Below are 22,735 nucleotides of genomic sequence, written 5' to 3' on the forward strand. Positions count from 1 at the left end.
TGTAGGTATATTAAAAAGGTTTTGGGACAATTAACTTATTTCATACGCTTACCCTACTTAATTCTTTAGCAAGCCGTATAGAAAGTTCGTTAGGGCTTATTGGTTTAGGTATAAAATCGTTAGCACCCATTTTAAAGGCGCTAAGAATATTCTCATCATTAGAAGCTGCTGAAATTAGAATAATAGGCACATCTGATTTTAGCTCGTTTCTAACATAGTCGATAAGTTCAATACCCGAGAAATAGGGCATCATAACATCGCAGACAATTGCGTCTGGAATACCTTGTTCAAGGGCTTCTTTAACAGCTTTGCCATCGTGAATTTGGTTTACCTGGTAGCCTTCTTTTCTAAGGCGATAAACCAATAATGAGGCTAACATTTGGTCATCCTCTGCGAATAAAATTTTCTTATTTTCCACTTTTTGGGGGCTTTAGTAGGTTAAGATTTGTATTAATTTGATGTTGAATTTGGGGATATTCATCTAAAAAAGCATGATATACTTTTTTTATAGTTTCAAATTTGTCTTTTGATTTTGCCAAGTTTTCCATTTCCACAGCAAGATCAAATAATCCGTCTGCATGAACTAGTTGTAAACTAGATTTTATTTTATGGGTGGCGAACTCAATTCCTTTATAGTTTTTTTCGTGGGTATGCACCCTAATGGCACCAATGAATTCAATTATATTCTGTTCAAAAATACCAAGGAATTCTCCCAGTAAGTCTGCATTTTCTAGACATTCTTTATACAAGGGCAAAATATTTACCGTAGCACCACTTACCAATTGGCTTTCAATAATTTTGGTGTTTGAAGTATTCGGTATATTATCGGTGGTTAAATCAACAATCTTTTGTTTAAGCTCATTGATTAAATAGGGTTTTAGCAAATAATCGTTAATACCAGCGTTTACACATTTTTCTTTATCGGTAACCGATATATCTGCAGAAACAGCTAACAAGGGTAGGTTTTTAATTACGGTATTCTTGTGACTACGAATCTTCTCTGCTATTTCAAAGCCATTTAAAATGGGTAAACGTAAATCTAGAAGTACCAAATCAACTGGATTTTCCTCCAAAAATTTAAGTCCTTCTACCCCATTGCTTGCCACGGCAACATTACACGAATTAATTTCTAATTGTTGTTTGAATAACTTCTGATTCAGCAAGTTATCCTCGATAACTAAAATATTTTTTTGTGAAAGTTCAACGGCAGTTTTAGGTTCAAAATGATTGCGCACTTCGGCATCAGAAATCGTATCATTATGTTCAAAGTCCAGTTCAAAAGTAAAAGTGGTGCCTCTTCCAAGAATGCTGGCTACTTTAATTAAGCCGCCCTGTTTTTCTATGATTTGTTTTACGATACTAAGTCCGAGGCCTGTACCACCGTAGTTTGCTGCCGTAGTGTCTTCAGCTTGTTGATAGGTTTCGAAAATACGTTTAATGTTTTCTTCAGAAATTCCAATACCCGTATCAATAACATCAAACTGTAATCTAACCTTACCTTTTTTGGCATGCTTAAATTTGATATTCAAGGTAATGTTACCTTTTTCAACAAACTTTACAGCATTACCCATAAGATTTAGTAATACTTGACTTAGCTTAGATGGGTCACCAATAAGAATTTCTGGGATTTTGGAATCAACCAAAGTATGCACCGTAACCGCTTTGTCAACAATCAAAGTTTCACTTAAAAACTTAATTTCTTCAACCATGTTTTTTAAACGAAATGGGATAGCCTCAAAACGTTCTTGGCCTGCTGCAATTTTAGAAAATTCGAGCAATTCATTAATAATCACCATTAGATTGTTAGACGTTGAAGATAGAGCGCTTACAAGGTCTTCTTGAATAGCATCTAGTTGCGTATCTTTAAGTAAATCAATAAAACCTACAATACCATTTAATGGGGTTCTTATTTCATGACTTACATTGGCAATTAGAGAAGTTTCTTTAGCATAGGCATCAATAGATTTTTTGTTAGATTTTGCTGTTGATGACGATGAAGAAGAAACTATAACATCACCAAACATTTTGGCCTCTAAATGATTCTTAAAATCTAAGAATGAATTTTTCAAATTAGTAGCCTCAGAACCATTCAATTCTGAGAATGAAAAATGCTCTAATCCCTTCTCTAGTTTTTCTAAATGCGCTAATAAATCTCTACTCTCCAAAAATAAAATTTTAACAAGTAATCAACTACAGACTGTTAACAATCTGGTTTTCTACCATTTAAAACTGCCTATTTGATGAAGCATTTCCAATAAAATGTTTCGGTATGGCTTTAATATGTTGTATAATGCCTTAAATTGTAGGTGTAATTCTTAGAACATGAAAAAAATACTACTCCTTGCTAGTCTAGCCTTTGCTATAAGCTGTGCTGAAAAGAAAGAAGAAAAGAAAGAAGACATTGTCGCAAAAGCAGAACGAATTCACAAAGCAGTAATTACTTTAGACACGCATTGTGATATTAATGTAAGCAACTTTACAGATAGTATCAATTATGCCCAAAACCTTGAAACACAGGTAGATTTGCCTAAAATGATTGAAGGAGGGCTTGATGTTGCTTGGTTTATTGTTTATACCGGTCAGGATACCCTTTCTGCCGAAGGGTACAAAAAAGCGTCAGAAAATGCTATGTCTAAGTTTAAAGCTATACATGATTTGTGTGAAACCTTTGCTCCTGATAAAATCAATTTAGCAGTTACCGCTGAGGAAGCTCGCAAAATACATGCAAGCGGCAAAAAAGTAGCTATGATTGGAGTGGAAAACGCGTATCCCATAGGTGAAGACCTCTCAAAATTTGAAGAATACTATGATTTAGGGGCAAGATATATTTCATTATCACACAATGGTCATAGTCAATTTTGTGATTCTAACACAGGTGAAGAAGATGATGTTTGGTTATACAACGGTTTAAGTGAACTAGGAAAAGAAGCTGTAAATGAGATGAATAGATTAGGTATTATGATAGATGTTTCACACCCATCTGAAGAATCTATGAAACAAATGATAGCTTTATCTAAGGCCCCAATTATAGCTTCACATTCTTCAGCAAGAGCATTATGTGACCACAGTAGAAATTTAACAGATGAGCAATTAGATTTGATGAAAGAAAACGGTGGTGTAGTACAAACAGTTGCATTTAGTGCGTATTTAAATACCGAAAAACACGAAGCAAGAGCCGCTTACATGAAAGATATCTACGCAAAAGTAGCAGACAGTTTAGGTATTAACTGGTACGAACGCTCTCAATTAAAAGACTTAACGCCTGAAGAACGTAAATCATTTTTTGGCAACTATAGAAAGGTAATGGCCATTGGAAAAGATTTGGTTAAAAACAGTTCAGAGGCCCCACCAGCAGTAAATGTGAGCGATTTTGTTGACCACATAGATTATATGGTCGAAAAAATGGGCATAGACCACGTGGGCATAAGCTCAGATTTTGATGGTGGTGGCGGAATTGAAGGTTGGTCAGACGCTTCTGAAACCTTCAATGTAACGCTTGAACTGGTCAAAAGAGGGTATACTGAAGAACAAATACGCAAGCTCTGGGGTGAAAATCTCTTACGCGTATTAGATGAAGTTCAAGCTATTGCTTCTGAGATGAACTAATTGCATTTTGTTCTTTTGCTGCCTTAGCTAACCTTTCTTCAACATATTCAACTTTTGTTTTGCCATGAGGTAATGGTTGACCATCTTCATTAAGGTTAACAATTATAACGTTGTCTACGGTAAGTATAGTTTCGTGAGTCATCTTATTTCGAACCTCGCAATTGAGGTTTAAAGATGACTTACCAAATTTTACAGCTTCAATACCAATTTCAATAACATCACCAGCAACCGCAGTACTCATAAAGTTTATCTCTGATATGTATTTGGTAACCACTTTTTTATTCTCTAATTGAATCATGGCATACATAACGGCTTCTTCATCTAGCCAAGACAGCACTCTACCTCCGAATAAGGTGCCATTAGCATTTAAATCTTCGGGTTTTACCCATCTTCTCGAATGAAACTTCATGTCTTAGTGTTTGCAGCAAAATTATTCAATTATAAACGTTAGCAATTTGTTTTATGACAAGTTTAGATTAACAATTTTCAATAAAAAATTCTTGATAACTTTAAAATGACAAATCCATAAAAAATGGAATATGATATTAGGAAATTGAAAAGCTTGTAGTTGATTAAGGCAGGGTTAAATAAGATTAAATTGTTCATATCATAGTTGAAAACTATGTTAAACACTACGCTACCTATTCTAATCTATCGTTACCTTTATTAAAACTACAAAGATGGACACGAGGTCATCCCACCTGCTAAAAATTCGTCCAACATTGAGGTCTGCAAAAGTAGACAGCTATACCTCGGACGAAGAGTACTTTCAAAATGTAACTTTAAGACCTGTAATTAAATTTCAAAACTTTTTGCTTTTAGAAGCTTTTAAAAATTATATTAGAAAGCATAAAGACAAGTTTTATGAACTAAATACAGAGGGGCGATTAAAGTATATTGAGAAATCTATTCAAAAAGATATCAAGTTTAGAAACGCTTTAAAAGGAATGATAATCGGCCAGTTCACTGTTGAGGAATACCAAGTCTATATTGAAAATTCATCTGCCCTAAATAAGCGTATGATGAATATGGTAATTGAAAGACTTAAAGACCAAGTTCAGTTATTAGAGCGAGAAGTACTTGTTTAAAGCAATGACTCCCCATTTAAATTGGTGGTTAAAATTGAACTCATAAGGTCAAAATAAGGTCTTATGGCTCTAAAAGATTCGTCAATTTCTTTGCTAAAGTCCGGTGACAACACTTGAGCATCTGTAAAATTTCGAGTGAAAATGAACTGCTTTTTACGAATAAGAGCAATGTTTTCATGGGTTTTGTCAAAACCTTTCGGAGCAGTTTTTAATTCGTCTCCCTGCATTTCACCCCAAATATCTTTAAAGGCTTTATTAGTGATAATAGCTTCTAATTCTGAGGTGTCTAGCTCCCATTCTTTCCTAATTCTAAGCAAATCTTCTTTTTCTGGTCCCCAAAACCCAGTTGCAATAAAAGTTTCACCTGGTTTTATTCTTACGTAATATCCACCGCGCAACGCAGCTCCAAGTCTAGAAAAAGAGCCTGCAAAATGCGGTTTATAAGGCGTTTTATCTTTTGAGAATCTTACATCTCTATAAATTCGAAACAACTTTGTTTTTTCTATAGCATCATGCTTATCTAAATCTAATCGAACTGCGTTATAAAATTCTTTTACGTCTGCTTGAATTGTTTTAAATCTAGATTTGTTTTCATTAAACCACTCTCGATTGTTGTTTTGGTTTAATTCTTTTAAGAATTCAAAGATTTCTTTTGTAATGATATGCATTCGAATACGATTAATTCATTGATTTTATGCTAAAGTTAACCAATGGCAGTTTGTCAATTGACTATTTTTAACTTTTCGTGTTTCAATCATCAATATAATGAACAAGACAGAGATAATAAACCAACTCAAAAAACACAAAAAACAACCTTTCTTAGATTTTAGGTTAAAGTCCAAGACTGAAGAATTCACAAATAGGTTGTTCAACACTTTATTTGATATAAATACACCTTTAGAAGAAAATCTAAATCAATTAAAAAAAGATTTTAAACAATTAGTTGACTTGGCTTGCTGGGAAGCTGAAAAACCTTGTAGTAAAATTTGGGATAGATATGTTGCTAAACTGCCAAATATTCTAGAATTGTTGAATAAAGATGCAGAAGCTACACTTAACTGTGACCCGGCATCTTTAAGCATTGAAGAGGTTTATATGGCGTATCCTGGTTTTTACGCTATTGCAATTTATCGCTTGTCACATGAGTTATATGCTGAAGGATTTCCACTAGTTCCGCGATTAATGACAGAATATGCGCATAGACAAACAGGTGTTGATATTAACCCAGGTGCACAAATAGGTGAATCTTTTCATATAGACCATGGCACTGGGGTAGTAATTGGCGAAACCGCAGTTATTAGAAATAATGTAAAAATATATCAAGGGGTTACCTTAGGCGGATTGTATGTTGCAAAAAATCTTCAAAAAATTAAGCGCCACCCCACCATTGAAAACAACGTAACTATCTATGCAAATGCTACAATTTTAGGCGGAGATACCATTATTGGAGAAAACACCATAATTGGGGGTAATGCATGGGTTACGGCTTCAATACCTGCAAACTCTACTGTATTTCATACCCCAGAAATAAAAATAAAAACTACTACGGATGCCTAAACATATACTTGACCTCATTGGCAATACTCCATTAGTTGCTTCTAAGGTTTTAAATACCAATCCGAATGTAAATGTGCTTTTTAAACTAGAGGGTCAAAATCCTGGAGGTAGTGTAAAAGACCGCCCTGCATATAATATGATTAAATGTGGATTAGAACGTGGTGATTTTGATAAAAGCACCCAACTAATAGAAGCCACTAGTGGCAATACTGGTATTGGTTTAGCTATGGTTGCTGGCATATTTGGCTTATCAATTGAGCTCGTTATGCCCGAAAATTCTACAAAAGAACGTGTGCAAACCATGGAAGCTTTTGGAGCTAAAGTAACCCTTACACCTGCAGATATTGGTATTGAAGGTGCGCGTGATTATGTTGAAAATAAGGTGAAAAAAGAAGGCTATTTTATGTTTGACCAATTTGGTAATGAAGACAATTGGAAAGCGCATTATAAAACTACCGGCCCTGAAATTTGGAGAGACACCAATGGAGAAGTTACTCATTTTGTGAGTAGTATGGGCACTACTGGTACCATTACAGGTACTTCAACCTATTTAAAAGAACAAAATAGTCAGGTTAAAATAATTGGCGTTCAACCCGAAGAAGGTGCGCGAATACCGGGTATTCGAAAATGGTCACCAGAATATATACCAAGTATTTACAATTCAAAAAAGGTGGATGATATACGTTATGTCTCTGAAGAAGAAGCAATTGCTATGGCAAAGCGACTTGCCAAAGAAGAAGGTATATTTTCTGGAATGAGTAGTGGTGGTGCTGCGGTTGTAGCGTTGCGCATTGCCAAACAACTAGAAAGTGGCACTGTAGTTTCTATAGTTTGTGACCGTGGTGACCGGTATTTATCATCAGATATTTTTAAATAAAAAAAGGTCTGCAAATTGCAGACCTTTTTCTTTTCCAAAGCAAGATTTATATTATTTACTAGTATTCATTTTATTTTCTTCTTCAACTTTAAAGTTGATTTTGTTACCATCATCATCAGTATAAACGTATGAAGTTTTATCAGCTTCATTTCTTTTAAACTTTTTCTGGTCTTCTAGCACTGTGATGTTTTTTCCGTCTTCTACCGCTAACACTAAATCTTTTTCTCTACTTACTAAAGTAAAGTCTGTTCTTTCTTGTGCCATGTAACTAAACTTAATTTTTTCATCATAATTCATGTCACTATCGTTATCAATTTCAACGGTCTTTACTACTATTTTTGGTGGGTAAATTCTATCACCATTTACCATACCCTCATCCTTTGGGTCTGTGGCCACTGCTCTTCTTACTTCAGTTGTAATTCGAACTGAATTTGTAATTTTTTCACCATTTTTATATAAGGTGTATGTTTTTTCAGTGACTTCGCTATTACTTTCAGTTGGTATATCTTGTGCATTCAATCCGATTACGGCAAAAAATGCAGTTAGTAGTGTTACTTTATATATATTTTTCATTGTATAAAATTTTTAAGGTTAAACTTCTTTTTTTGTTATTACTTGTTAGATACTGCTTTTAATTGCTCAGTTTGTTTTCTGTTCCATGCATCTAACATCCAGCTACTTTTTTCTAATTCTCTAATATAAGCTCCAATTAAATCAATAGTACCTTCATCTGTTGCTGCTTCTGCCACTTCTACAACTTCATTCATTTGTTTAATTAAAATGGAGTGATTTTCTAGAATTTTGGCTACCATCTCATGGTCACTTAATGACGACTCAGTTTCTTTAATTTTTGATAGTTTTAAATAGTCACTGTAGTTGCTCATTGGATGAAATCTCAAGGTCAAAATTCGCTCTGCGATTTCATCTATTTTTCCTCTTGCATCAATGTATAATTCTTCAAATTTGTTATGCAAGTCAAAAAAGTTTTCGCCTCTGATGTTCCAGTGAAAATTTCTTAAATTTTGGTAGTATAGATGATAGTCAGCTAATAATTGGTTTAATTCAATTACTACATTAGATAACTTATCTTCATTTAGATTTAAATAATTCATATCGTATTTTTTGTGTTAAACTTTATATTAATTGCGTCAATTAGGTATAAAAAATAATTTTATATAATTGATTATCAATTAATTACACAACAAAGGTATGCGGAATATGAATTTTGTCAAGGGCTTTAACGGCTCTTAACGGAATGTGGAATATCTTAACAAAACGATATGTTAAAGCCAGCCTTTTCTCTTAAAGAAAATTAACAACCCAATACCAACTAAAAGAAATACACCCCATAAAATAAAGTATCCGTTTCTGTATTGAAGTTCAGGCATGTATTCAAAATTCATACCATAAATACCTGCTAGAAATGTCAACGGAATAAATATTGCCGCTATCACAGTAAGTACTTTCATGACTTCGTTCATTTTATTGCTGACACTGGTCATATACATTTCCATTAAACTGGTAGACATTTCTCTATTCAAGGTAAGATCTTCATTAATTTCAATACAGTGGTCAAGGGTATCTTTTAAAAAGAGTTTGGTGTCTTTTGTAAAAAGTGAATGTTCAGTCTCTATAAGTCGACTGATTAAATCTTTTACAGGAAAAATCCATTTTCGAATTCGAATGATTTCCTTTTTGAGTAATTGAATTTTTTTTGCAGTTTCTTCGGTAGGTCGTTCATAAACTTCTTCTTCAAGCAATTCAATTCGGTCTCGCATTTCATCTAATACCACATAATAATTATCAACTATGGCATCAATTAATGCAAAATATAGATAGTCTGCTCCCCTACTTCGAATTCTACCAAATTTTTGCGCTATTCTGTTTTTAACACCATCAAAAACATCATCTTTAGTTTCTTGGAATACCAGAACCACACCTTCCATTAAAACTAAAGCAACGTGTTCAATAATTAGCTCATCTTTTGGGTTGAGATAGAGCATTTTAAAAACACCAAAAATATGTTTATCAAACTCATCTACTTTAGGTCTTTGAAGTGTATCTACCAAATCTTCTAACAAAAGATTGTTTAGTCCAAAAGATTTACCAATAGCATCTATGGTAGATTCTTCTGCAAGACCTACAATATTTACAAAAGAAGTAAGCTCTGGCGATATTCTTTCTTTAAGGTCACTATAATGAGATTCAAAACCTTCTAAAATTGAATCATTGTATTCAATAGCCGCAATTTGAGTAAGCTGCTCTTTTCTGGCGCCAACATAGTTGATGGCGCCAGGTGCTTTACCCAATTTAGATTTAGACCTAAAGGATTTAGGTAACTTAATTTTGGTTGGTTTCTTTGGCATAGATATATCAAAGTAGCAAAAATATTCTGACTACCCTATAAACCGCTAATATAGCTCCCATAAAGGTCTTTAAACTGAATACCTTGTTGGTAACGATGTTTGCTTAATTTTTTATGCGCCACTAAGCCCCATAGCAACAATTCTTTTAAGAAGTAAGTATCTTCCTTGGCAACATCTTCACCGTAATCAGCAATTAAGTTTTTTAATGGCTCAACTGCATCTAATTTTTTACGATATTCCGCATCAGTATCCTCATCCAATAGCTCAAATCCGTTTTGTTCAAAGAACCAAGCAATTAAATCATCATAGGGCGATTCTGCATCTTTACGTTCTAATTTAGATATACCAGGAAAATACTCAGGAAAAATTGATTTTACGGCCTCTTCAATTAAGGTTTCAGCTACGAAAGAGGCGCCTTCTTGTTCACCCTCATATACTAGTTCCACTTTACCGGTTATTGCCGGAATTACTCCCATAAAATCACTTAACCGTACGGTTGTTTTAGCTGCTTTTGCAGTGAGCATTCTAAGTTCAGCAGCACTTAAGAGGTTTTCATATGCTGTAATACTCATACGAGCACTAACCCCGCTTTTGGCATCTACATATTCACTGTTACGAGCCTCAAAACCTATTTGTTCCAATACATCTTTTGCTATTTCTGGAACATAAATAGCATTACTTTGTCTAGTATCTAATTGTGATTCTTGGTGTGTGATTTTTTTGGCTATAGCTACATTCTCAGGATAATGCGTTAAAATCTGTGAACCTATTCTATCTTTTAAAGGTGTAACAATACTACCTCTATTGGTATAATCTTCAGGATTAGCGGTAAATACAAATTGTAAGTCTAAGGGTAATCGAAGTTTAAATCCTCTAATTTGAATATCACCTTCTTGTAAAATATTAAATAAAGCTACCTGTATTCTTGCTTGCAAATCTGGAAGCTCGTTGATAACAAAAATACAGCGGTTAGCACGGGGTATCATACCAAAATGAATTACCCTGTCATCAGCATAACTCAATTTTAAATTTGCAGCTTTTATAGGATCAACATCACCAATTAAATCAGCAACAGTTACATCTGGTGTTGCCAACTTTTCAAAGAAACGATCTTCTCTATGCAACCAGGATATTGGTGTGTCTTCACCTTTTTCAGCAACGATTTCTCTAGCAAATCTAGAAATGGGTTGTAAAGGGTCATCATGTATTTCTGAACCTTCTACATAGGGAATATATTCATCCAGCAAATTTATCATCAAACGTGCAAGACGAGTCTTTGCCTGACCACGAAGCCCTAATAAATTTATATTATGGCGAGATAAAATGGCACGTTCTAGTTCAGGAATTACAGAATTTTCGTAACCCCAGATACCTTCAAATACCTGCTCTCCATTTTTAATTTTAGCAATTAAGTTATCTCGTAATTCGTCTTTTATACTTTTTGGTTGGTAGCCAGCTGCTTTAAGCTGACCTAGTGTTTTACTATTTTCTATTTTCATTTTCATCTTTTTCTAAACTACCAAATCAATTCAATTTAGTAGTACTTCTACCAATGGGAAGAAGGTTTTATTGAATTCTTTTTTTTCTATTGTTTTCGTAATCTTCAAATATCATTTCACCTAAACCTTTAAGTCCAGTATAGAATGCTTTACCCCTATTTGCTTGTGTAAATTCTCTAATAAACTTCATTAAATACGGGTCTTGTGCAATCATAAAAGTGGTGATAGGTATATGTAGTTTTCGCGCTTGAGCAGCCATGTTATAACATTTTTCTACTATGTACTCATCTAAACCTACACTATTCTTATAATAATCGCCGTTAGGCAAACGCAAACAACTTGGTTTACCATCTGTAATCATAAAAATCTGTTTGTTGGTATTACGTTTTCTCCGTAGCATATCCATTGCCAATTGCAGACCAGCCACTGTATTGGTATGGTACGGACCTACTTTTAAATAGGGCAATTCTTTTATTGATATAGGCCAAGCATCATTACCAAAAACTAAAATATCTAAGGTATCTTTTGGATAACGTGTAGTAATTAGTTCAGCCAATGCCATGGCTACTTTCTTTGCAGGAGTAATTCGGTCTTCGCCGTAGAGAATCATTGAATGACTAATATCAATCATTAATACGGTGCTCATTTGCGCCTTATGCTCTGTGTCCTCTACAACCAAATCACCCTCGTCCAATGAAAAACTACCAATACCGTGATTAATTTGTGCATTTTTCAAACTTTCGGTCATTGAAATTCGCTCTAAACTATCACCGTAACGGTATTCTCTAAACTCACCCGAACTTTCGTCACCCTGCCCAAGTTTTCCGGTTTTATGGTTACCCGAACCACTTCGTTTAATTTTTCCAAATATTTGGTCTAATGCTCTTTTTCTTAGCATTTGTTCCAACTTAGCGGTAATGTTTACTTTTCCGCCAGTTCCATTTCCCTCATCGCCTTCTTCACCTTCTTCTCCCATTTTTCCACCACCATCTTCAAACTCTTCTCGTATATAACCTTTGTTTTTTAGGTCTTCGATAAAGTCTTCAATAGTGTAATCTTCATCTGTTAATTGGTATTCTTCATCTAATTGTCTAAGCCAATCAATAGCTTCATCAAAATCGCCCGAAGTATGCGTAATTAATTCTTGAAAAATTTCAAATAATTTTTCAAAAGGAGATTGATTAGGAGCTTCATAGGTAGTAAAACGAAATCCTTTTTTCAAATTCATAGCCATATGTTAAAATTACGGCATTCTGGGGAGCAACAAAATCTTTTAAGAAAAGTTAACGCTTACCAAATTTTATTCTTGAGATAATAACTGCCATATCTAAAAATTCCTTTATAGAGAAATCGATTTAGTATTCTTTTATTTTTAGCAGCCCTCGCTTTATATTTATGTAATGAATTCACTTTTGTATGGTTTTTTAAATACTCCACCGCTTTGGAAAAAACAACAATTTGGGCTACAGCAATTTGAATTTCCTAATCTTTCAGTTTTAGATTCCACTCCTCTAAATCTACCCGATAACCTTCGGCTTGGCCACCAAATGGAATTATTATTTAAGCACCTAATTTCTAGCTCTGAAAACTTTAAAATGGTCTTTAGTAATTTATTGATTGATGAGGGTAAACTGAGAATAGGGGAATTGGACTTTATTTTAAGAGATAGTCCTACGCAAAAACACCTTCATGTTGAATTGGCCTATAAGTTTTATGTAATAGATGAAAGTAAATCTGAACCTATTTACCGTTTGGTTGGCCCAAACAAGCACGACATGTTTTTTACGAAACTGGATAAGCTTAAAGAAAAGCAAATTCCACTACTACACCATCCCAGCCTTGAAAAATATTGGGAAGCATCAGGTATCAATCCCTTTGAAATAGAACAGCAATGTTGCTTTAAAGCACAATTGTTTGAAGCTATAGATTCCGTTACATCTATTCGACCTTTAAATACAGATTGCATCGTTGGTAAATGGTTAAACTTTGATGCGTTTACTAGACCTGAGTATAAAAGTTTTCAATACTACATTCCTAAAAAAATAGAATGGGTGATAAACCCACATAACAAGGTTCCTTGGTCTTCCCATTATGAAACCTTACTTGATATTAATATGAGAATGCTAAAAGAACAATCACCAATGATTTGGGTAAAAAAAGATGGCCATACCCTTAAAAAATGGTTCGTGGTATGGTGGTAGGCTTAATGTCTATCTATCAAAACCTTTTCAATATCTTTTAAGGTGTAGCCTTTAGCTTGCAATAAGATTAAATAATGAAAAAGTAAATCAGCACTTTCATTTAAAAACAGCTCTTCGTTATCATCTTTCGCTTCAATAACGGTTTCTACAGCCTCTTCCCCTACTTTTTGAGCTATTTTATTAATCCCCTTACGAAAAAGCGAAGCTACATAGCTTTTTTCATCTTCTTTATTTGCTTTACGCGAAGCAATTACCTTTTCTAAATCAGACAAAAAACTGAAGTTTGGCGTATTTTCCTCACCCCAGCAAGTATCTGTTCCCATATGGCAAGTAGGACCGGCTGGTTTCACTTTTATCAATAGTGTGTCATTATCACAATCCACCTTCATAGAAATCAATTCCAAAAAATTGCCGCTTTCTTCACCTTTGGTCCATAACCTGTTTTTAGAACGACTAAAAAAAGTGACTTTACCTGTTTCTTTGGTTTTATTTATAGCTTCTTGATTCATGTACCCTAACATCAACACATTTTTTGTTCGTGCATCTTGAATTATTGCTGGTACCAAACCATCTTTATCTTTTGAAAAATCGATTTTCATTTTGTTGTAATCTCTTATTGTTTTTAAACTTTTTGAATTTAAATAGAAAACTAACTATCAAATTCGTACCGGAATTCCTTCTTCTTTCAACTGTTGTTTTAAATCTGGAATTGCTATTTCTTTAAAGTGGAATACACTTGCCGCTAAAGCAGCATCTGCCTTACCGTTTCTAAAAGTATCTGTAAAATGAGACACCGCTCCTGCACCACCGGAAGCAATTATTGGAATGTTTACCAAACTAGATAGTTTAGCCAATTCTGCATCAGCAAAGCCATTTTTGGTGCCGTCATGGTCCATAGAGGTAAATAAAATTTCACCTGCGCCACGCTGTTCTACTTCTTTTGCCCAATCAAACAAATCTAACTCTGTAGGTACTTTACCACCAACCAAATGTACTTTCCAGCCATAAGTAGTTTTACGTGCATCAATAGCCACGACAATACATTGCGAACCAAACTTAGCAACCAATTGGTTAATTAAGTCAGGATTCTTAACCGCAGATGAGTTAATAGAAACCTTGTCTGCACCGTTTTTGAGTAGAATATCTACATCTTCTACAGAAGAAATTCCGCCACCTACAGTGAATGGAATATTTAATTTTTCTGCAACGTGATACACCAATTTCGCAAGCGTTTTACGTTTTTGCTCGGTTGCAGAAATATCTAAGAACACCAGTTCATCTGCTCCTTCTTTCGCATAACGTTGGGCTAATTCTACCGGGTCACCAGCATCACGCAAATCCACAAAATTTACGCCTTTAACGGTTCTACCGTCTTTTATATCTAAACAGGGTATGATTCTTTTTGTAAGCAAAATTTTTAGTAATTATTAAAGTATTAATTGGCTTTATCGTTGTTTAAAATATTTAGGTCTTGCCCATCGTAAAAGCCTAATTGTTCATCTTTGAGAAATTTTACCCAAAAGGCAATTTGCCCAGTGTGGTACGAAAAATGTTCAACCAAATGGATAATATTTCCGATTCCAGAAAATTCAAATCCTTGAACAGGTTTTACAGTAACTAGCCTTTCATCTGATATTGATTTAAGCACATTCTTCACCTCTAAAACGGTACTAGTTAATTTAGAAAATATGTCTTTTTTAGTGAATCCTTTTTCCATGGAAAATTCCAAATCTCGATTTCTTATGTCTTCAATCTCTTTTAAAGACGAAATACCATACTGTCTTAAATTACCACAAAGATGTAGAATTAAATTAGCTATGCTATTCGTGTTCGTATTTGGCTTTTGCCATAGTTGTTCTTCTGTAATTTTAGCTAAAGAAATCTCAATCATCCGAAGACTTTCATCTAAACGGTAATTAGCATTAGAAATAAATTCTTCTTTAAATTTATTAGTATTCATTAGTTAAAATATAGTGCTCTAGTTGTTTTAGACGAATTCTATTTTCATAAATGGCTTTGCCAATTATAACTCCTTCACAGCCTATTTCTTTTAATTTTGGGAGTTCATCAAAAGTAGATATACCACCACTAGCAATCAATTTTATTTGATGCTCAATATTTTGTGCGACACTATTCGTGTTATCTGCAGTAGCCGTTTTAGTTTGTAGTAATATTTTCTGATACAAATCGAATGCCGGCCCTTGTAACATACCATCTTTAGAAATATCTGTGCAAATAACATAAGAAATGCCTTTGGCTTGATATTCATTTATAAAGGGAATTAATTCTTGGTCCGATTCTTCTTGCCATCCCGAGACTGCTATTTTTTCATTATTGGCATCTGCGCCAAGAATAATTTTGTCGCTACCGTGTTGCTGAATCCATCCTAAAAAAGTGTCGGGGTCTTTCACCGCAATACTACCGCCTGTAATTTGATTGGCCCCACTTTCAAAGGCAATGTGTAAATCTTCATCGGTTTTTAATCCGCCTCCAAAATCAATTTTCAAATTGGTTTTTGTAGCAATTTGCTCCAAAACCTTATGATTTACAATGTGTTTGGACTTTGCACCGTCTAGATCTACCAAATGCAGGTACTGAATACCACGGTCCTGAAACTCTTTAGCTACTTCTAACGGATTCTCATTGTATATTTTTTTGGTATCGTAATCGCCCTTAGACAAACGAACACATTTACCGTCTATAATATCTATTGCTGGGATTATTCTCATTTTATATAGTATAAAATACTGAGTAATTAGTATTAAGTATTACTACGAAAATTTAAGTTAGTTTTTTCTGTAAGGCATAATTCATGTTTTTGATGTCCTCAATAAGGTTTAATAACTCTTCGATGGCAATAGAGTTTCCAAAATTTAGACGTTTAATCAATAGTAATTGTGTTTCAACTTCACAACAAGAACCATTTGCAACACTTAAAAAATGACGAAATTCATTATTACCTTTTCGTCCTGCTCCTTCCGCAATATTGGAAGGTATTGAAATAGCTGCTCTTTTTATTTGAGCGGTGATTCCAAATTTTTCATCAATAGGTAGATTATCAGTGGCTTTATAAATTTTTTCTACTAAATCCATTGACTTTTGCCAAATTATTAAATCTTTGAACTTGTTCATTTTTTCTTACTTCTTTGTACTTTTTACTTAGTACTTAAAACAGCTAATCTAATTTTGCTTTATCTATAGCCATCCATAATTCTGAATTACCCACAGCTTTAAAACCATATTTTTCATAAAGTTTGTGCGCATCTTTTGTTTTTAGACTAATGGTCAACACATTTTTGATACAAGCATCTTCCAAAATATGAGCTACAAGCCATTTGCCCAATCCCTTACCTTGGTAATCGTCAAATATGATAACGTCCATGATATAAGCAAAAGCAACATGGTCCGTTAATACTCTTGCAAATCCTACCTGTTCCATAGCTTCCTTGTAAACACCGAAACAAATGGTGTTTTTAATGGTAGTTTTAGTTTGCTGTTCCGTTCTATAACCACCCCAATACGATGTTTTAATCGCTTTATGAATTTTATCAAATTGCAACAAATTTTTGTCCTTGGAAATGGTGTAACCAATCATTACTACAAACTCAAGAAGTTTTTAAGTATCTGAGCGCCATATTCGCCCGACTTTTCTGGGTGAAACTGTACACCGTAAAAATTATCTTTTGCCAAAGCGGCACTGTATTCAAGTCCGTAGGTACTTGTTGCAATAGTAGCCTCGCATTTTGGAGCATAAAAACTATGGACCAGATATATAAAATCGTTCTCCAAGTTTTTAAACAAGGGCGACTGCAAGTTTTCAATCTTATTCCAACCAATCTGAGGCACTTTTACACTAGTCTCAAACTTAACAACATCCACATCAAATATGCCTAATCCTTTAGTATTGCCTTCTTCAGAAGCATTACACATGAGCTGCATACCCAAGCAAATACCCAAAACTGGCTGTTTTAGCGTAGGAATGATGGAGTCTAAACCACTTTCTTTTAGCTTATGCATAGCAGAGCTTGCTTCCCCTACCCCTGGGAAAATTACTTTATCCGCATTACGAATAACTTCTGTGTCATTACTTAGAACAGCTTCTACTCCCAAACGTTGAAAGGCAAACTTGATGCTCTGTATATTTCCAGCGCCATAGTCTATAATTACCAAACTCATAACATTCCTTTTGTAGATGGTAAAATCATTTTTTCTTTGTCTTGCTTTACCGCCATTTTTATCGCTTTTGCCAACGCTTTAAAAATTGCCTCTATTTTGTGGTGCTCGTTAGTGCCCTCTGCCTTAATATTTAAATTGGCCTTAGCCCCGTCCGTAAACGATTTAAAGAAATGATGAAACATTTCTGTAGGCATATCTCCTACCTTTTCACGTTTAAAATCGGCTTCCCAAACCAACCAATTTCTTCCACCAAAATCTATAGCAGCAGAAGCCAGACAGTCATCCATAGGCAAACAAAATCCGTAGCGTTCTATACCCAACTTATTTCCTAGGGCTTTATGGAAGACTTCGCCTAAGGCAATTCCCGTATCTTCTATGGTGTGGTGTTCATCTACTTCCAAATCGCCATCCACCTTAATATCTAAATCCATTTGACCATGGCGTGCAATTTGGTCTAACATATGGTCAAAAAACTTTAAGCCCGTATCAATATTGGCTTTACCAGTACCATCTAGATTTACTTTGATATGAATTTTGGTTTCCTTGGTTTCTCTTTTAATTTCCGCAACTCTATCCTGCACCTTTAAAAATTCGTAAATGGCTTGCCAATCATTACTTTCTAGAGCAATAAAATCGTCCAAATCTTTACGTTCAACTGTAATTTCTCCAGTACCCAAATTGGTGTTATCGTTAATGAAAATCCCTTTTGCACCTAAATTTTTAGCCAGCTCTACATCGGTTAGCCTATCGCCAATTACAAACGAATTTTCTAAGTCGTACGCATCCGAAAAATATTCCGTTAACATCCCCGTACCCGGCTTACGCGTATCGGCATTTTCGTTTGGGAAAGTTCTATCTATATAAACCGCATCAAAATGAACACCCTCATTCTCAAAAGCGGTAATAATAAAGTTGTGCACTGGCCAAAAGGTGTCTTCAGGAAATGTTTCGGTACCTAAACCATCTTGGTTGGTAATCATTACCAAGCTATAATCTAGTTCCTTGGCAATTTTACCTAAATAGGTGAATGCTTTTGGATAGAAAATCATTTTTTCAAAGGCATCTATTTGCTCATCAACAGTTTCTTTGATGATGGTGCCATCACGGTCTATAAATAATACTTTTTTAGCCATTTATAGGGCTTTTAAGGTTGAAATTAGTTTGTCATTTTCGTTAACCGTACCAACAGTTAATCGAAGCGTATTTTCGCACAGTGGTTGGGTACTTCGGTTTCGTATTACGATTCCTTTTTCCAATAATTGGTTATACCGCTTATTGGCATCATCAACTTTAATTAAAATAAAATTAGCGTCGCTATCGTAAATTGTTTCGATATACGGAATGGTAGCAATGGCTTCGGATAATCGCTTACGTTCTTGAAGTAATGTTTGCACTTGCTCTTTTACCGTTGCGTAATTTTCTAGGGCTTCAAATGCCTTTTGTTGTGTAAGTTCATTTACGTTGTAGGGTGGTTTAATTTTCTTTAAAACCGCTATGATTTCTTCTGAAGCAAAACACAAGCCCAGACGAATACCCGCCATAGCAAAAGCTTTAGAAAGTGTCTGTGTTACAATAAGATTAGGAAAATCGTTTAAACGAAAACTCCAACTACCGTTTGTTGCAAAATCGATATAGGCCTCGTCTACTACTACCAATCCCGTAAACTCGAACAATAAGCGCTCTATCGCTTCAAAATCAAAACTATTCCCTGTAGGATTGTTTGGCGTGCACAAAAAAAGTAGCTTGGTGTTTTCATCCGTGGCTGCTAGAATCTCATCAACATTAGGCTGAAATTTATCCGTTAGCAGCACTTCCCTATTCTCAATATTATTAATGCCAGATAGTACCTTATACATTCCGTACGTAGGAGGCAAGGTTATTATATTGTCTTTACCTGGTTCACAAAAAGCTCTGAAAATTAAATCGAGTACTTCATCACTACCGTTACCTACTAAAATCTGACTAGCTTCCACTTGTTTCACCTCAGAAATCAGTTGTTTCAAATTACGTTGATGCGGGTCTGGGTATCGATTTAAACCATTTTCAAATGGGTTTTCATTGGCATCTAAAAATACCATCTGTTCACCAGAAGAAACATACTCATCTCTAGCAGACGAATACGGTTTTAATGCCTTTACGTTTTCACGAACCAAAAGGTCCAAATTAAATAGTGTATTCATTCCTATTCTTCCAAGGATTTAAGGCGTAAGGTAACCGCATTTTTATGCGCTTGTAAGCCTTCTGCCTCTGCCATTAGTTCTATACTTTTTCCTAGATTTTTAATACCTTCTTTACTCAAACGTTGAAAAGTCATACTTTTAGTAAAACTGTCTAGATTAACACCGCTATACTGTTTTGCATAACCGTTTGTGGGCAAAGTGTGGTTGGTTCCAGAGGCATAATCTCCTGCGCTCTCTGGTGTGTAATTACCTATAAAAACCGAACCAGCATTATACGTATTGTTTACATAGAAATCTTCATTTTCCACACAAACAATATAGTGTTCTGGTGCATATTGGTTAATTATAGCTAATGCGGTTTCGTCGTTATCTACAATAATTAGTTTACTATTTTCAATCGCTTGGGTTGCAATATCTTTTCTTGGTAAAATGGCCAATTGGTTTTCTAAAGCTACAGTTACTTTAGAAGCAAAGGCCTCTGAAGTAGTAACTAAAACTACCTGACTATCCACACCATGTTCGGCTTGACTCAATAAATCTGAAGCTACAAAATCAGCATTTGCGGTGTCATCTGCTACGACCAACAACTCGCTAGGACCCGCCGGCATATCTATACTTACTCCAAATTTGGTTGCCATTTGTTTGGCAGTAGTTACGTATTGGTTACCCGGGCCAAATATTTTATACACTTGGGGCACACTCTCTGTACCAAATGTCATTGCGCCAATAGCTTGTATACCACCAACCTTTACAATTTTGGTAACCCCGCATAATTGAGCAGCGAATAAAATAGCCGGATGTAACTTCCCTTCCTTATCAGGCGGGCTACATAGTACAATTTCTTGGCAACCTACAATTTTTGCAGGCAAGGCAAGCATTAAAATAGTAGAAAACAAAGGTGCTGTACCACCAGGAATGTAAAGACCAACTTTTTGAATAGCTCGTTTTTCTTGCCAACAGTCTACGCCTGGCATGGTAGTAACCGCTACACGTTCTGTTTTTTGTGCTTGGTGAAAAGCTTCAATATTACTTTTAGCAACTTTAATCGCTTCTTTTAATTCTTTAGAAATTAGTGCCATTCCTTCTTTAATTTCTTCCTCAGAAACTAATAAATTGTCAAGTTTGGCACCATCAAACTTTTCGGTGTAAGCTTTTAACGCTTTATCTCCTTGCGCTTGTACGGCATCAAAAATCTCCTTCACAATAGGCTCTAAAGCTTCATAAGATTGTGTGGGTCTTGCTAAAATGGTAGACCACTCACTTTTAGCCGGATTCGTATATCTTTTCATTTTAAAGCACCATTTTTTCTATTGGGCAAACCAAAATACCTTCTGCACCCGCCTGTTTTAATTCGTCTATCACTTCCCAAAAAGTATCTTTGTTAATCACGGTGTGCACGGAGCTCCAACCCTCTTCTGCCAAAGGTAAAACCGTAGGGCTGCGCATACCAGGTAAAATAGTGAGAATAGTATCTAGATTAGCATTAGGTACATTCATTAGAACATACTTGTTCTTTCTTGCTTTAAGTACAGATTGTATACGGAATAACAATTTGTCTAGTATTGCATTACGCTCTACATCAATTTTTGGAGAAACTGCTAGAACTGCTTCACTTTTTAAAAGCACCTCTACCTCTTTAAGATTGTTTTTAAACAAGGTACTACCACTAGAAACAATATCGCAAATAGCATCTGCAAGTCCTATATTTGGTGCAATTTCTACGGAGCCATTAATCAAATGAATATCTGCATTGATACCGTTTTGCTCTAAAAATTTATTTACCGTATTTGGATAGGAAGTCGCAATACGTTTTCCTTCAAAATCTTTAAAGGAATTGTATTGTTTCTCTTTTGGAATAGCCATGCTTACTTTACATTTAGAGAAGCCGAGCTTCTCGGCTACGGTAATGCCCTCTCCTTTTTCAAAAAGCACATTCTCCCCTATAATAGCTATATCAACTACACCATCTTTAAGGTACTGCGGAATATCTCCGTTACGCAGGTAAAAAACTTCCATTGGAAAATTTCGAGCATCTGCTTTTAACTGGTCTTTACCATTGTCTATAGATATGCCGCAATTTTTTAAGATGTTAAGAGAATCTTCATTTAAACGACCACTTTTTTGAATAGCAATTCTTAGTTTCATTTTTTAAGTTTACGTGTTTTGCGTTACACCGGTTTTACTTTTCTTTTTCAGTTTAAGACATAAAAAAACCCGTTTGATTGCTCAAACGGGTCTAATCTTATTTTGACATACACAAAATACAGTTACCTCGCTTGAGCGATTGTAAAAGTATGATGATGTACATGATATTTTGTCATAACAGTGTAAAAGTAAAACGAAATAATTTTACAAAAAAGAAAATTTTAGTTATTTCCTAAAATTAATGGTAATCCGTCATCACCAGAGCCAACTACAACTATTTTGGAATTAGGACTCTTAGACAATTCTAAGGTAGCTTCTATACCCTTGTCTTGAAGGATTTTATCAGTTAACGATGCACTCAAAATCCGGTTTGCATCGGCTTTACCTTGCGCTTCAATACGAACCTTTTCGGCTTCTTTTTGAGCAGTCACTAATTTAAATTCATATTCCAAAGACTGTTGTTCTTGTTGTAACTTGCTTTCAATAGCTTGTTTTATCGTTGGAGGCAGTTTTACATCTTCAACTAAAACTCTTTTAACATTAAGAAATTGGCCTTCTAGTTCATTTCGAACTTCGTCTAATATTTCTTGTTCTATGACATCTCGTTTACTAGAATACAATTGCTCTGGTGTATATCTACCAACTACACTACGTGCAGCCGCGTTTACAGCAGGGTCTAATAATTCTTGTACGTAATCTTCACCTTTTGTTTTTATAAGTAAGCCAAGACTACTATATACTGGTTCAAACCAGATTGTACCATTTACACTTACTTCTAAGCCATTTACTGACAATACATTCATTTGATCAGAAATAGATTGTTGACGTACTTTATGAATCAACATATCATTCCATGGGGCTACTACATGCCAACCTTCACCATAAGTTTTGTCTGTTACAACACCGCCACCTGCAGGTTTAAATAATACCCCTCCTTCACCAGGGCCAATGCGAACTATTGTTTTTGTAATTAAGATTATTGCTACAATTGCAATAAAAACTGCCGGAAGCGCAATCTTGGGTAATCTATCCATTTTAAT

At 34.9% G+C, this 22,735-nt stretch carries 26 protein-coding genes; 5 read left to right on the forward strand and 21 right to left on the reverse strand.

Annotated elements, in window-relative coordinates:
- Positions 1–40: 40 nt before the first annotated feature.
- Both H5V42_RS02310 and H5V42_RS02315 read right to left on the reverse strand, forming a co-directional pair.
- Positions 41–418 (reverse strand): response regulator transcription factor, encoded by a 378-nt coding sequence (locus H5V42_RS02310; protein ID WP_185781500.1) that lies wholly within the window; start codon positions 416–418, stop codon positions 41–43.
- Positions 408–2,165, reverse strand: a complete 1,758-nt coding sequence (locus tag H5V42_RS02315) for an ATP-binding protein (protein ID WP_185781501.1) — start codon at positions 2,163–2,165, stop codon at positions 408–410. The genes H5V42_RS02310 and H5V42_RS02315 overlap by 11 nt, the downstream gene beginning before the upstream one ends.
- Before the next feature lie 157 nt (positions 2,166–2,322).
- Between H5V42_RS02315 and H5V42_RS02320 the strand changes: the two genes are divergently transcribed.
- Positions 2,323–3,606 carry a dipeptidase gene (locus H5V42_RS02320; protein WP_185781502.1) on the forward strand — a complete coding sequence of 428 codons (1,284 nt, stop codon included), beginning with the start codon at positions 2,323–2,325 and terminating at the stop codon, positions 3,604–3,606.
- Here H5V42_RS02320 and H5V42_RS02325 read toward each other — a convergent pair.
- Positions 3,584–4,015, reverse strand: a complete 432-nt coding sequence (locus H5V42_RS02325) for an acyl-CoA thioesterase (RefSeq protein ID WP_185781503.1) — start codon at positions 4,013–4,015, stop codon at positions 3,584–3,586. The two genes, H5V42_RS02320 and H5V42_RS02325, sit on opposite strands and share 23 nt — an antisense overlap.
- Positions 4,016–4,286: 271 nt before the next feature.
- Between H5V42_RS02325 and H5V42_RS02330 the strand changes: the two genes are divergently transcribed.
- A complete protein-coding gene (locus H5V42_RS02330) occupies positions 4,287–4,694 on the forward strand; it encodes a glyoxalase (RefSeq protein ID WP_185781504.1) in 408 nt (135 codons plus the stop codon).
- On the opposite strand, the gene H5V42_RS02335 is transcribed toward H5V42_RS02330, so the two are convergent.
- Complete coding sequence (locus H5V42_RS02335; RefSeq protein WP_194336933.1) at positions 4,691–5,362, reverse strand: DUF2461 domain-containing protein; 672 nt, start codon at positions 5,360–5,362, stop codon at positions 4,691–4,693. The genes H5V42_RS02330 and H5V42_RS02335 overlap by 4 nt on opposite strands.
- A gap of 97 nt (positions 5,363–5,459) precedes the next feature.
- On the opposite strand from H5V42_RS02335, the gene epsC reads away from it, so the two are divergent.
- Together epsC and cysM are read left to right on the forward strand one after the other, a co-directional pair.
- Positions 5,460–6,251 carry a serine O-acetyltransferase EpsC gene (gene epsC, locus H5V42_RS02340; RefSeq protein WP_185781505.1) on the forward strand — a complete coding sequence of 264 codons (792 nt, stop codon included), beginning with the start codon at positions 5,460–5,462 and terminating at the stop codon, positions 6,249–6,251.
- A complete protein-coding gene (cysM, locus tag H5V42_RS02345) occupies positions 6,244–7,128 on the forward strand; it encodes a cysteine synthase CysM (RefSeq protein WP_185781506.1) in 885 nt (294 codons plus the stop codon). Before epsC ends, cysM begins: the two co-directional genes overlap by 8 nt.
- Positions 7,129–7,179: 51 nt before the next feature.
- Here the strand turns inward: cysM and H5V42_RS02350 are convergent, their stop codons facing one another.
- From H5V42_RS02350 to H5V42_RS02370, 5 genes are all read right to left on the reverse strand, one after another.
- Positions 7,180–7,701 (reverse strand): hypothetical protein, encoded by a 522-nt coding sequence (locus H5V42_RS02350; protein WP_185781507.1) that lies wholly within the window; start codon positions 7,699–7,701, stop codon positions 7,180–7,182.
- 38 nt (positions 7,702–7,739) lie between these two features.
- Complete coding sequence (locus H5V42_RS02355) at positions 7,740–8,240, reverse strand: Dps family protein (protein WP_185781508.1); 501 nt, start codon at positions 8,238–8,240, stop codon at positions 7,740–7,742.
- A 171-nt stretch (positions 8,241–8,411) separates the two neighbouring features.
- Positions 8,412–9,494, reverse strand: coding sequence for a magnesium/cobalt transporter CorA (corA, locus tag H5V42_RS02360; RefSeq protein WP_185781509.1), 1,083 nt, complete (start codon positions 9,492–9,494; stop codon positions 8,412–8,414).
- A gap of 35 nt (positions 9,495–9,529) precedes the next feature.
- Positions 9,530–10,993 (reverse strand): magnesium chelatase, encoded by a 1,464-nt coding sequence (locus tag H5V42_RS02365; RefSeq protein WP_185781510.1) that lies wholly within the window; start codon positions 10,991–10,993, stop codon positions 9,530–9,532.
- Between the two features lie 67 nt (positions 10,994–11,060).
- The gene (locus H5V42_RS02370; RefSeq protein WP_185781511.1) at positions 11,061–12,227 is read right to left on the reverse strand and encodes a vWA domain-containing protein; all 1,167 of its coding nucleotides are present in this window, start codon (positions 12,225–12,227) and stop codon (positions 11,061–11,063) included.
- A gap of 166 nt (positions 12,228–12,393) precedes the next feature.
- Between H5V42_RS02370 and H5V42_RS02375 the strand changes: the two genes are divergently transcribed.
- A complete protein-coding gene (locus tag H5V42_RS02375; RefSeq protein WP_185781512.1) occupies positions 12,394–13,194 on the forward strand; it encodes a DUF1853 family protein in 801 nt (266 codons plus the stop codon).
- A gap of 2 nt (positions 13,195–13,196) precedes the next feature.
- Here H5V42_RS02375 and hisIE read toward each other — a convergent pair whose 3' ends face one another.
- The 12 genes from hisIE to H5V42_RS02435 form a co-directional block, all read right to left on the reverse strand.
- The gene (hisIE, locus tag H5V42_RS02380) at positions 13,197–13,793 is read right to left on the reverse strand and encodes a bifunctional phosphoribosyl-AMP cyclohydrolase/phosphoribosyl-ATP diphosphatase HisIE (RefSeq protein ID WP_185781513.1); all 597 of its coding nucleotides are present in this window, start codon (positions 13,791–13,793) and stop codon (positions 13,197–13,199) included.
- Between the two features lie 57 nt (positions 13,794–13,850).
- Positions 13,851–14,606, reverse strand: coding sequence for an imidazole glycerol phosphate synthase subunit HisF (gene hisF / locus H5V42_RS02385; RefSeq protein ID WP_185781514.1), 756 nt, complete (start codon positions 14,604–14,606; stop codon positions 13,851–13,853).
- 23 nt (positions 14,607–14,629) lie between these two features.
- Positions 14,630–15,154 (reverse strand): DinB family protein, encoded by a 525-nt coding sequence (locus tag H5V42_RS02390; RefSeq protein WP_185781515.1) that lies wholly within the window; start codon positions 15,152–15,154, stop codon positions 14,630–14,632.
- The gene (hisA, locus tag H5V42_RS02395) at positions 15,144–15,923 is read right to left on the reverse strand and encodes a 1-(5-phosphoribosyl)-5-[(5-phosphoribosylamino)methylideneamino]imidazole-4-carboxamide isomerase (protein WP_185781516.1); all 780 of its coding nucleotides are present in this window, start codon (positions 15,921–15,923) and stop codon (positions 15,144–15,146) included. The genes H5V42_RS02390 and hisA overlap by 11 nt, the downstream gene beginning before the upstream one ends.
- A gap of 52 nt (positions 15,924–15,975) precedes the next feature.
- Positions 15,976–16,326: a four helix bundle protein gene (locus H5V42_RS02400; RefSeq protein WP_185781517.1), complete on the reverse strand. Its 351-nt coding sequence runs from the start codon at positions 16,324–16,326 to the stop codon at positions 15,976–15,978.
- A gap of 43 nt (positions 16,327–16,369) precedes the next feature.
- Positions 16,370–16,789, reverse strand: coding sequence for a GNAT family N-acetyltransferase (locus H5V42_RS02405; RefSeq protein WP_185781518.1), 420 nt, complete (start codon positions 16,787–16,789; stop codon positions 16,370–16,372).
- 2 nt (positions 16,790–16,791) lie between these two features.
- Positions 16,792–17,370: an imidazole glycerol phosphate synthase subunit HisH gene (gene hisH, locus H5V42_RS02410; RefSeq protein WP_185781519.1), complete on the reverse strand. Its 579-nt coding sequence runs from the start codon at positions 17,368–17,370 to the stop codon at positions 16,792–16,794.
- Positions 17,367–18,503: a bifunctional histidinol-phosphatase/imidazoleglycerol-phosphate dehydratase HisB gene (gene hisB / locus H5V42_RS02415; RefSeq protein WP_185781520.1), complete on the reverse strand. Its 1,137-nt coding sequence runs from the start codon at positions 18,501–18,503 to the stop codon at positions 17,367–17,369. The genes hisH and hisB overlap by 4 nt, the downstream gene beginning before the upstream one ends.
- Entirely contained in the window at positions 18,504–19,550 is a 1,047-nt protein-coding gene (gene hisC, locus H5V42_RS02420) for a histidinol-phosphate transaminase (RefSeq protein WP_185781521.1), read from the reverse strand.
- Between the two features lie 2 nt (positions 19,551–19,552).
- Positions 19,553–20,839, reverse strand: a complete 1,287-nt coding sequence (gene hisD, locus H5V42_RS02425; protein WP_185781522.1) for a histidinol dehydrogenase — start codon at positions 20,837–20,839, stop codon at positions 19,553–19,555.
- 1 nt (position 20,840) lies between these two features.
- The gene (gene hisG, locus H5V42_RS02430; RefSeq protein WP_185781523.1) at positions 20,841–21,695 is read right to left on the reverse strand and encodes an ATP phosphoribosyltransferase; all 855 of its coding nucleotides are present in this window, start codon (positions 21,693–21,695) and stop codon (positions 20,841–20,843) included.
- Positions 21,696–21,916: 221 nt separating this feature from the next.
- A complete protein-coding gene (locus H5V42_RS02435) occupies positions 21,917–22,729 on the reverse strand; it encodes a prohibitin family protein (protein ID WP_185781524.1) in 813 nt (270 codons plus the stop codon).
- Between the last annotated feature and the right edge of the window lie 6 nt (positions 22,730–22,735).

The sequence above is a fragment of the Croceivirga lutea genome, from assembly GCF_014235875.1.
In the GTDB taxonomy this organism is placed as follows: Bacteria; Bacteroidota; Bacteroidia; order Flavobacteriales; family Flavobacteriaceae; genus Croceivirga; species Croceivirga lutea.

Coding starts and splice junctions, on each gene's coding strand:
- H5V42_RS02355 (WP_185781508.1), bottom strand. CDS start 8,240: ATGAATTATTTAAATCTAAATGAAGATAAGTTATCTAATGTAGTAATT.
- hisG (WP_185781523.1), bottom strand. CDS start 21,695: ATGAAACTAAGAATTGCTATTCAAAAAAGTGGTCGTTTAAATGAAGAT.
- H5V42_RS02350 (WP_185781507.1), bottom strand. CDS start 7,701: ATGAAAAATATATATAAAGTAACACTACTAACTGCATTTTTTGCCGTA.
- H5V42_RS02400 (WP_185781517.1), bottom strand. CDS start 16,326: ATGAACAAGTTCAAAGATTTAATAATTTGGCAAAAGTCAATGGATTTA.
- epsC (WP_185781505.1), top strand. CDS start 5,460: ATGAACAAGACAGAGATAATAAACCAACTCAAAAAACACAAAAAACAA.
- hisC (WP_185781521.1), bottom strand. CDS start 19,550: ATGAATACACTATTTAATTTGGACCTTTTGGTTCGTGAAAACGTAAAG.
- corA (WP_185781509.1), bottom strand. CDS start 9,494: ATGCCAAAGAAACCAACCAAAATTAAGTTACCTAAATCCTTTAGGTCT.
- H5V42_RS02435 (WP_185781524.1), bottom strand. CDS start 22,729: ATGGATAGATTACCCAAGATTGCGCTTCCGGCAGTTTTTATTGCAATT.
- H5V42_RS02370 (WP_185781511.1), bottom strand. CDS start 12,227: ATGGCTATGAATTTGAAAAAAGGATTTCGTTTTACTACCTATGAAGCT.
- hisH (WP_185781519.1), bottom strand. CDS start 17,370: ATGAGTTTGGTAATTATAGACTATGGCGCTGGAAATATACAGAGCATC.
- H5V42_RS02405 (WP_185781518.1), bottom strand. CDS start 16,789: ATGATTGGTTACACCATTTCCAAGGACAAAAATTTGTTGCAATTTGAT.
- cysM (WP_185781506.1), top strand. CDS start 6,244: ATGCCTAAACATATACTTGACCTCATTGGCAATACTCCATTAGTTGCT.
- H5V42_RS02320 (WP_185781502.1), top strand. CDS start 2,323: ATGAAAAAAATACTACTCCTTGCTAGTCTAGCCTTTGCTATAAGCTGT.
- hisA (WP_185781516.1), bottom strand. CDS start 15,923: ATGAGAATAATCCCAGCAATAGATATTATAGACGGTAAATGTGTTCGT.
- hisB (WP_185781520.1), bottom strand. CDS start 18,503: ATGGCTAAAAAAGTATTATTTATAGACCGTGATGGCACCATCATCAAA.
- hisIE (WP_185781513.1), bottom strand. CDS start 13,793: ATGAAAATCGATTTTTCAAAAGATAAAGATGGTTTGGTACCAGCAATA.
- H5V42_RS02375 (WP_185781512.1), top strand. CDS start 12,394: ATGAATTCACTTTTGTATGGTTTTTTAAATACTCCACCGCTTTGGAAA.
- H5V42_RS02330 (WP_185781504.1), top strand. CDS start 4,287: ATGGACACGAGGTCATCCCACCTGCTAAAAATTCGTCCAACATTGAGG.
- H5V42_RS02390 (WP_185781515.1), bottom strand. CDS start 15,154: ATGAATACTAATAAATTTAAAGAAGAATTTATTTCTAATGCTAATTAC.
- H5V42_RS02325 (WP_185781503.1), bottom strand. CDS start 4,015: ATGAAGTTTCATTCGAGAAGATGGGTAAAACCCGAAGATTTAAATGCT.
- hisD (WP_185781522.1), bottom strand. CDS start 20,839: ATGAAAAGATATACGAATCCGGCTAAAAGTGAGTGGTCTACCATTTTA.
- H5V42_RS02335 (WP_194336933.1), bottom strand. CDS start 5,362: ATGCATATCATTACAAAAGAAATCTTTGAATTCTTAAAAGAATTAAAC.
- H5V42_RS02365 (WP_185781510.1), bottom strand. CDS start 10,993: ATGAAAATAGAAAATAGTAAAACACTAGGTCAGCTTAAAGCAGCTGGC.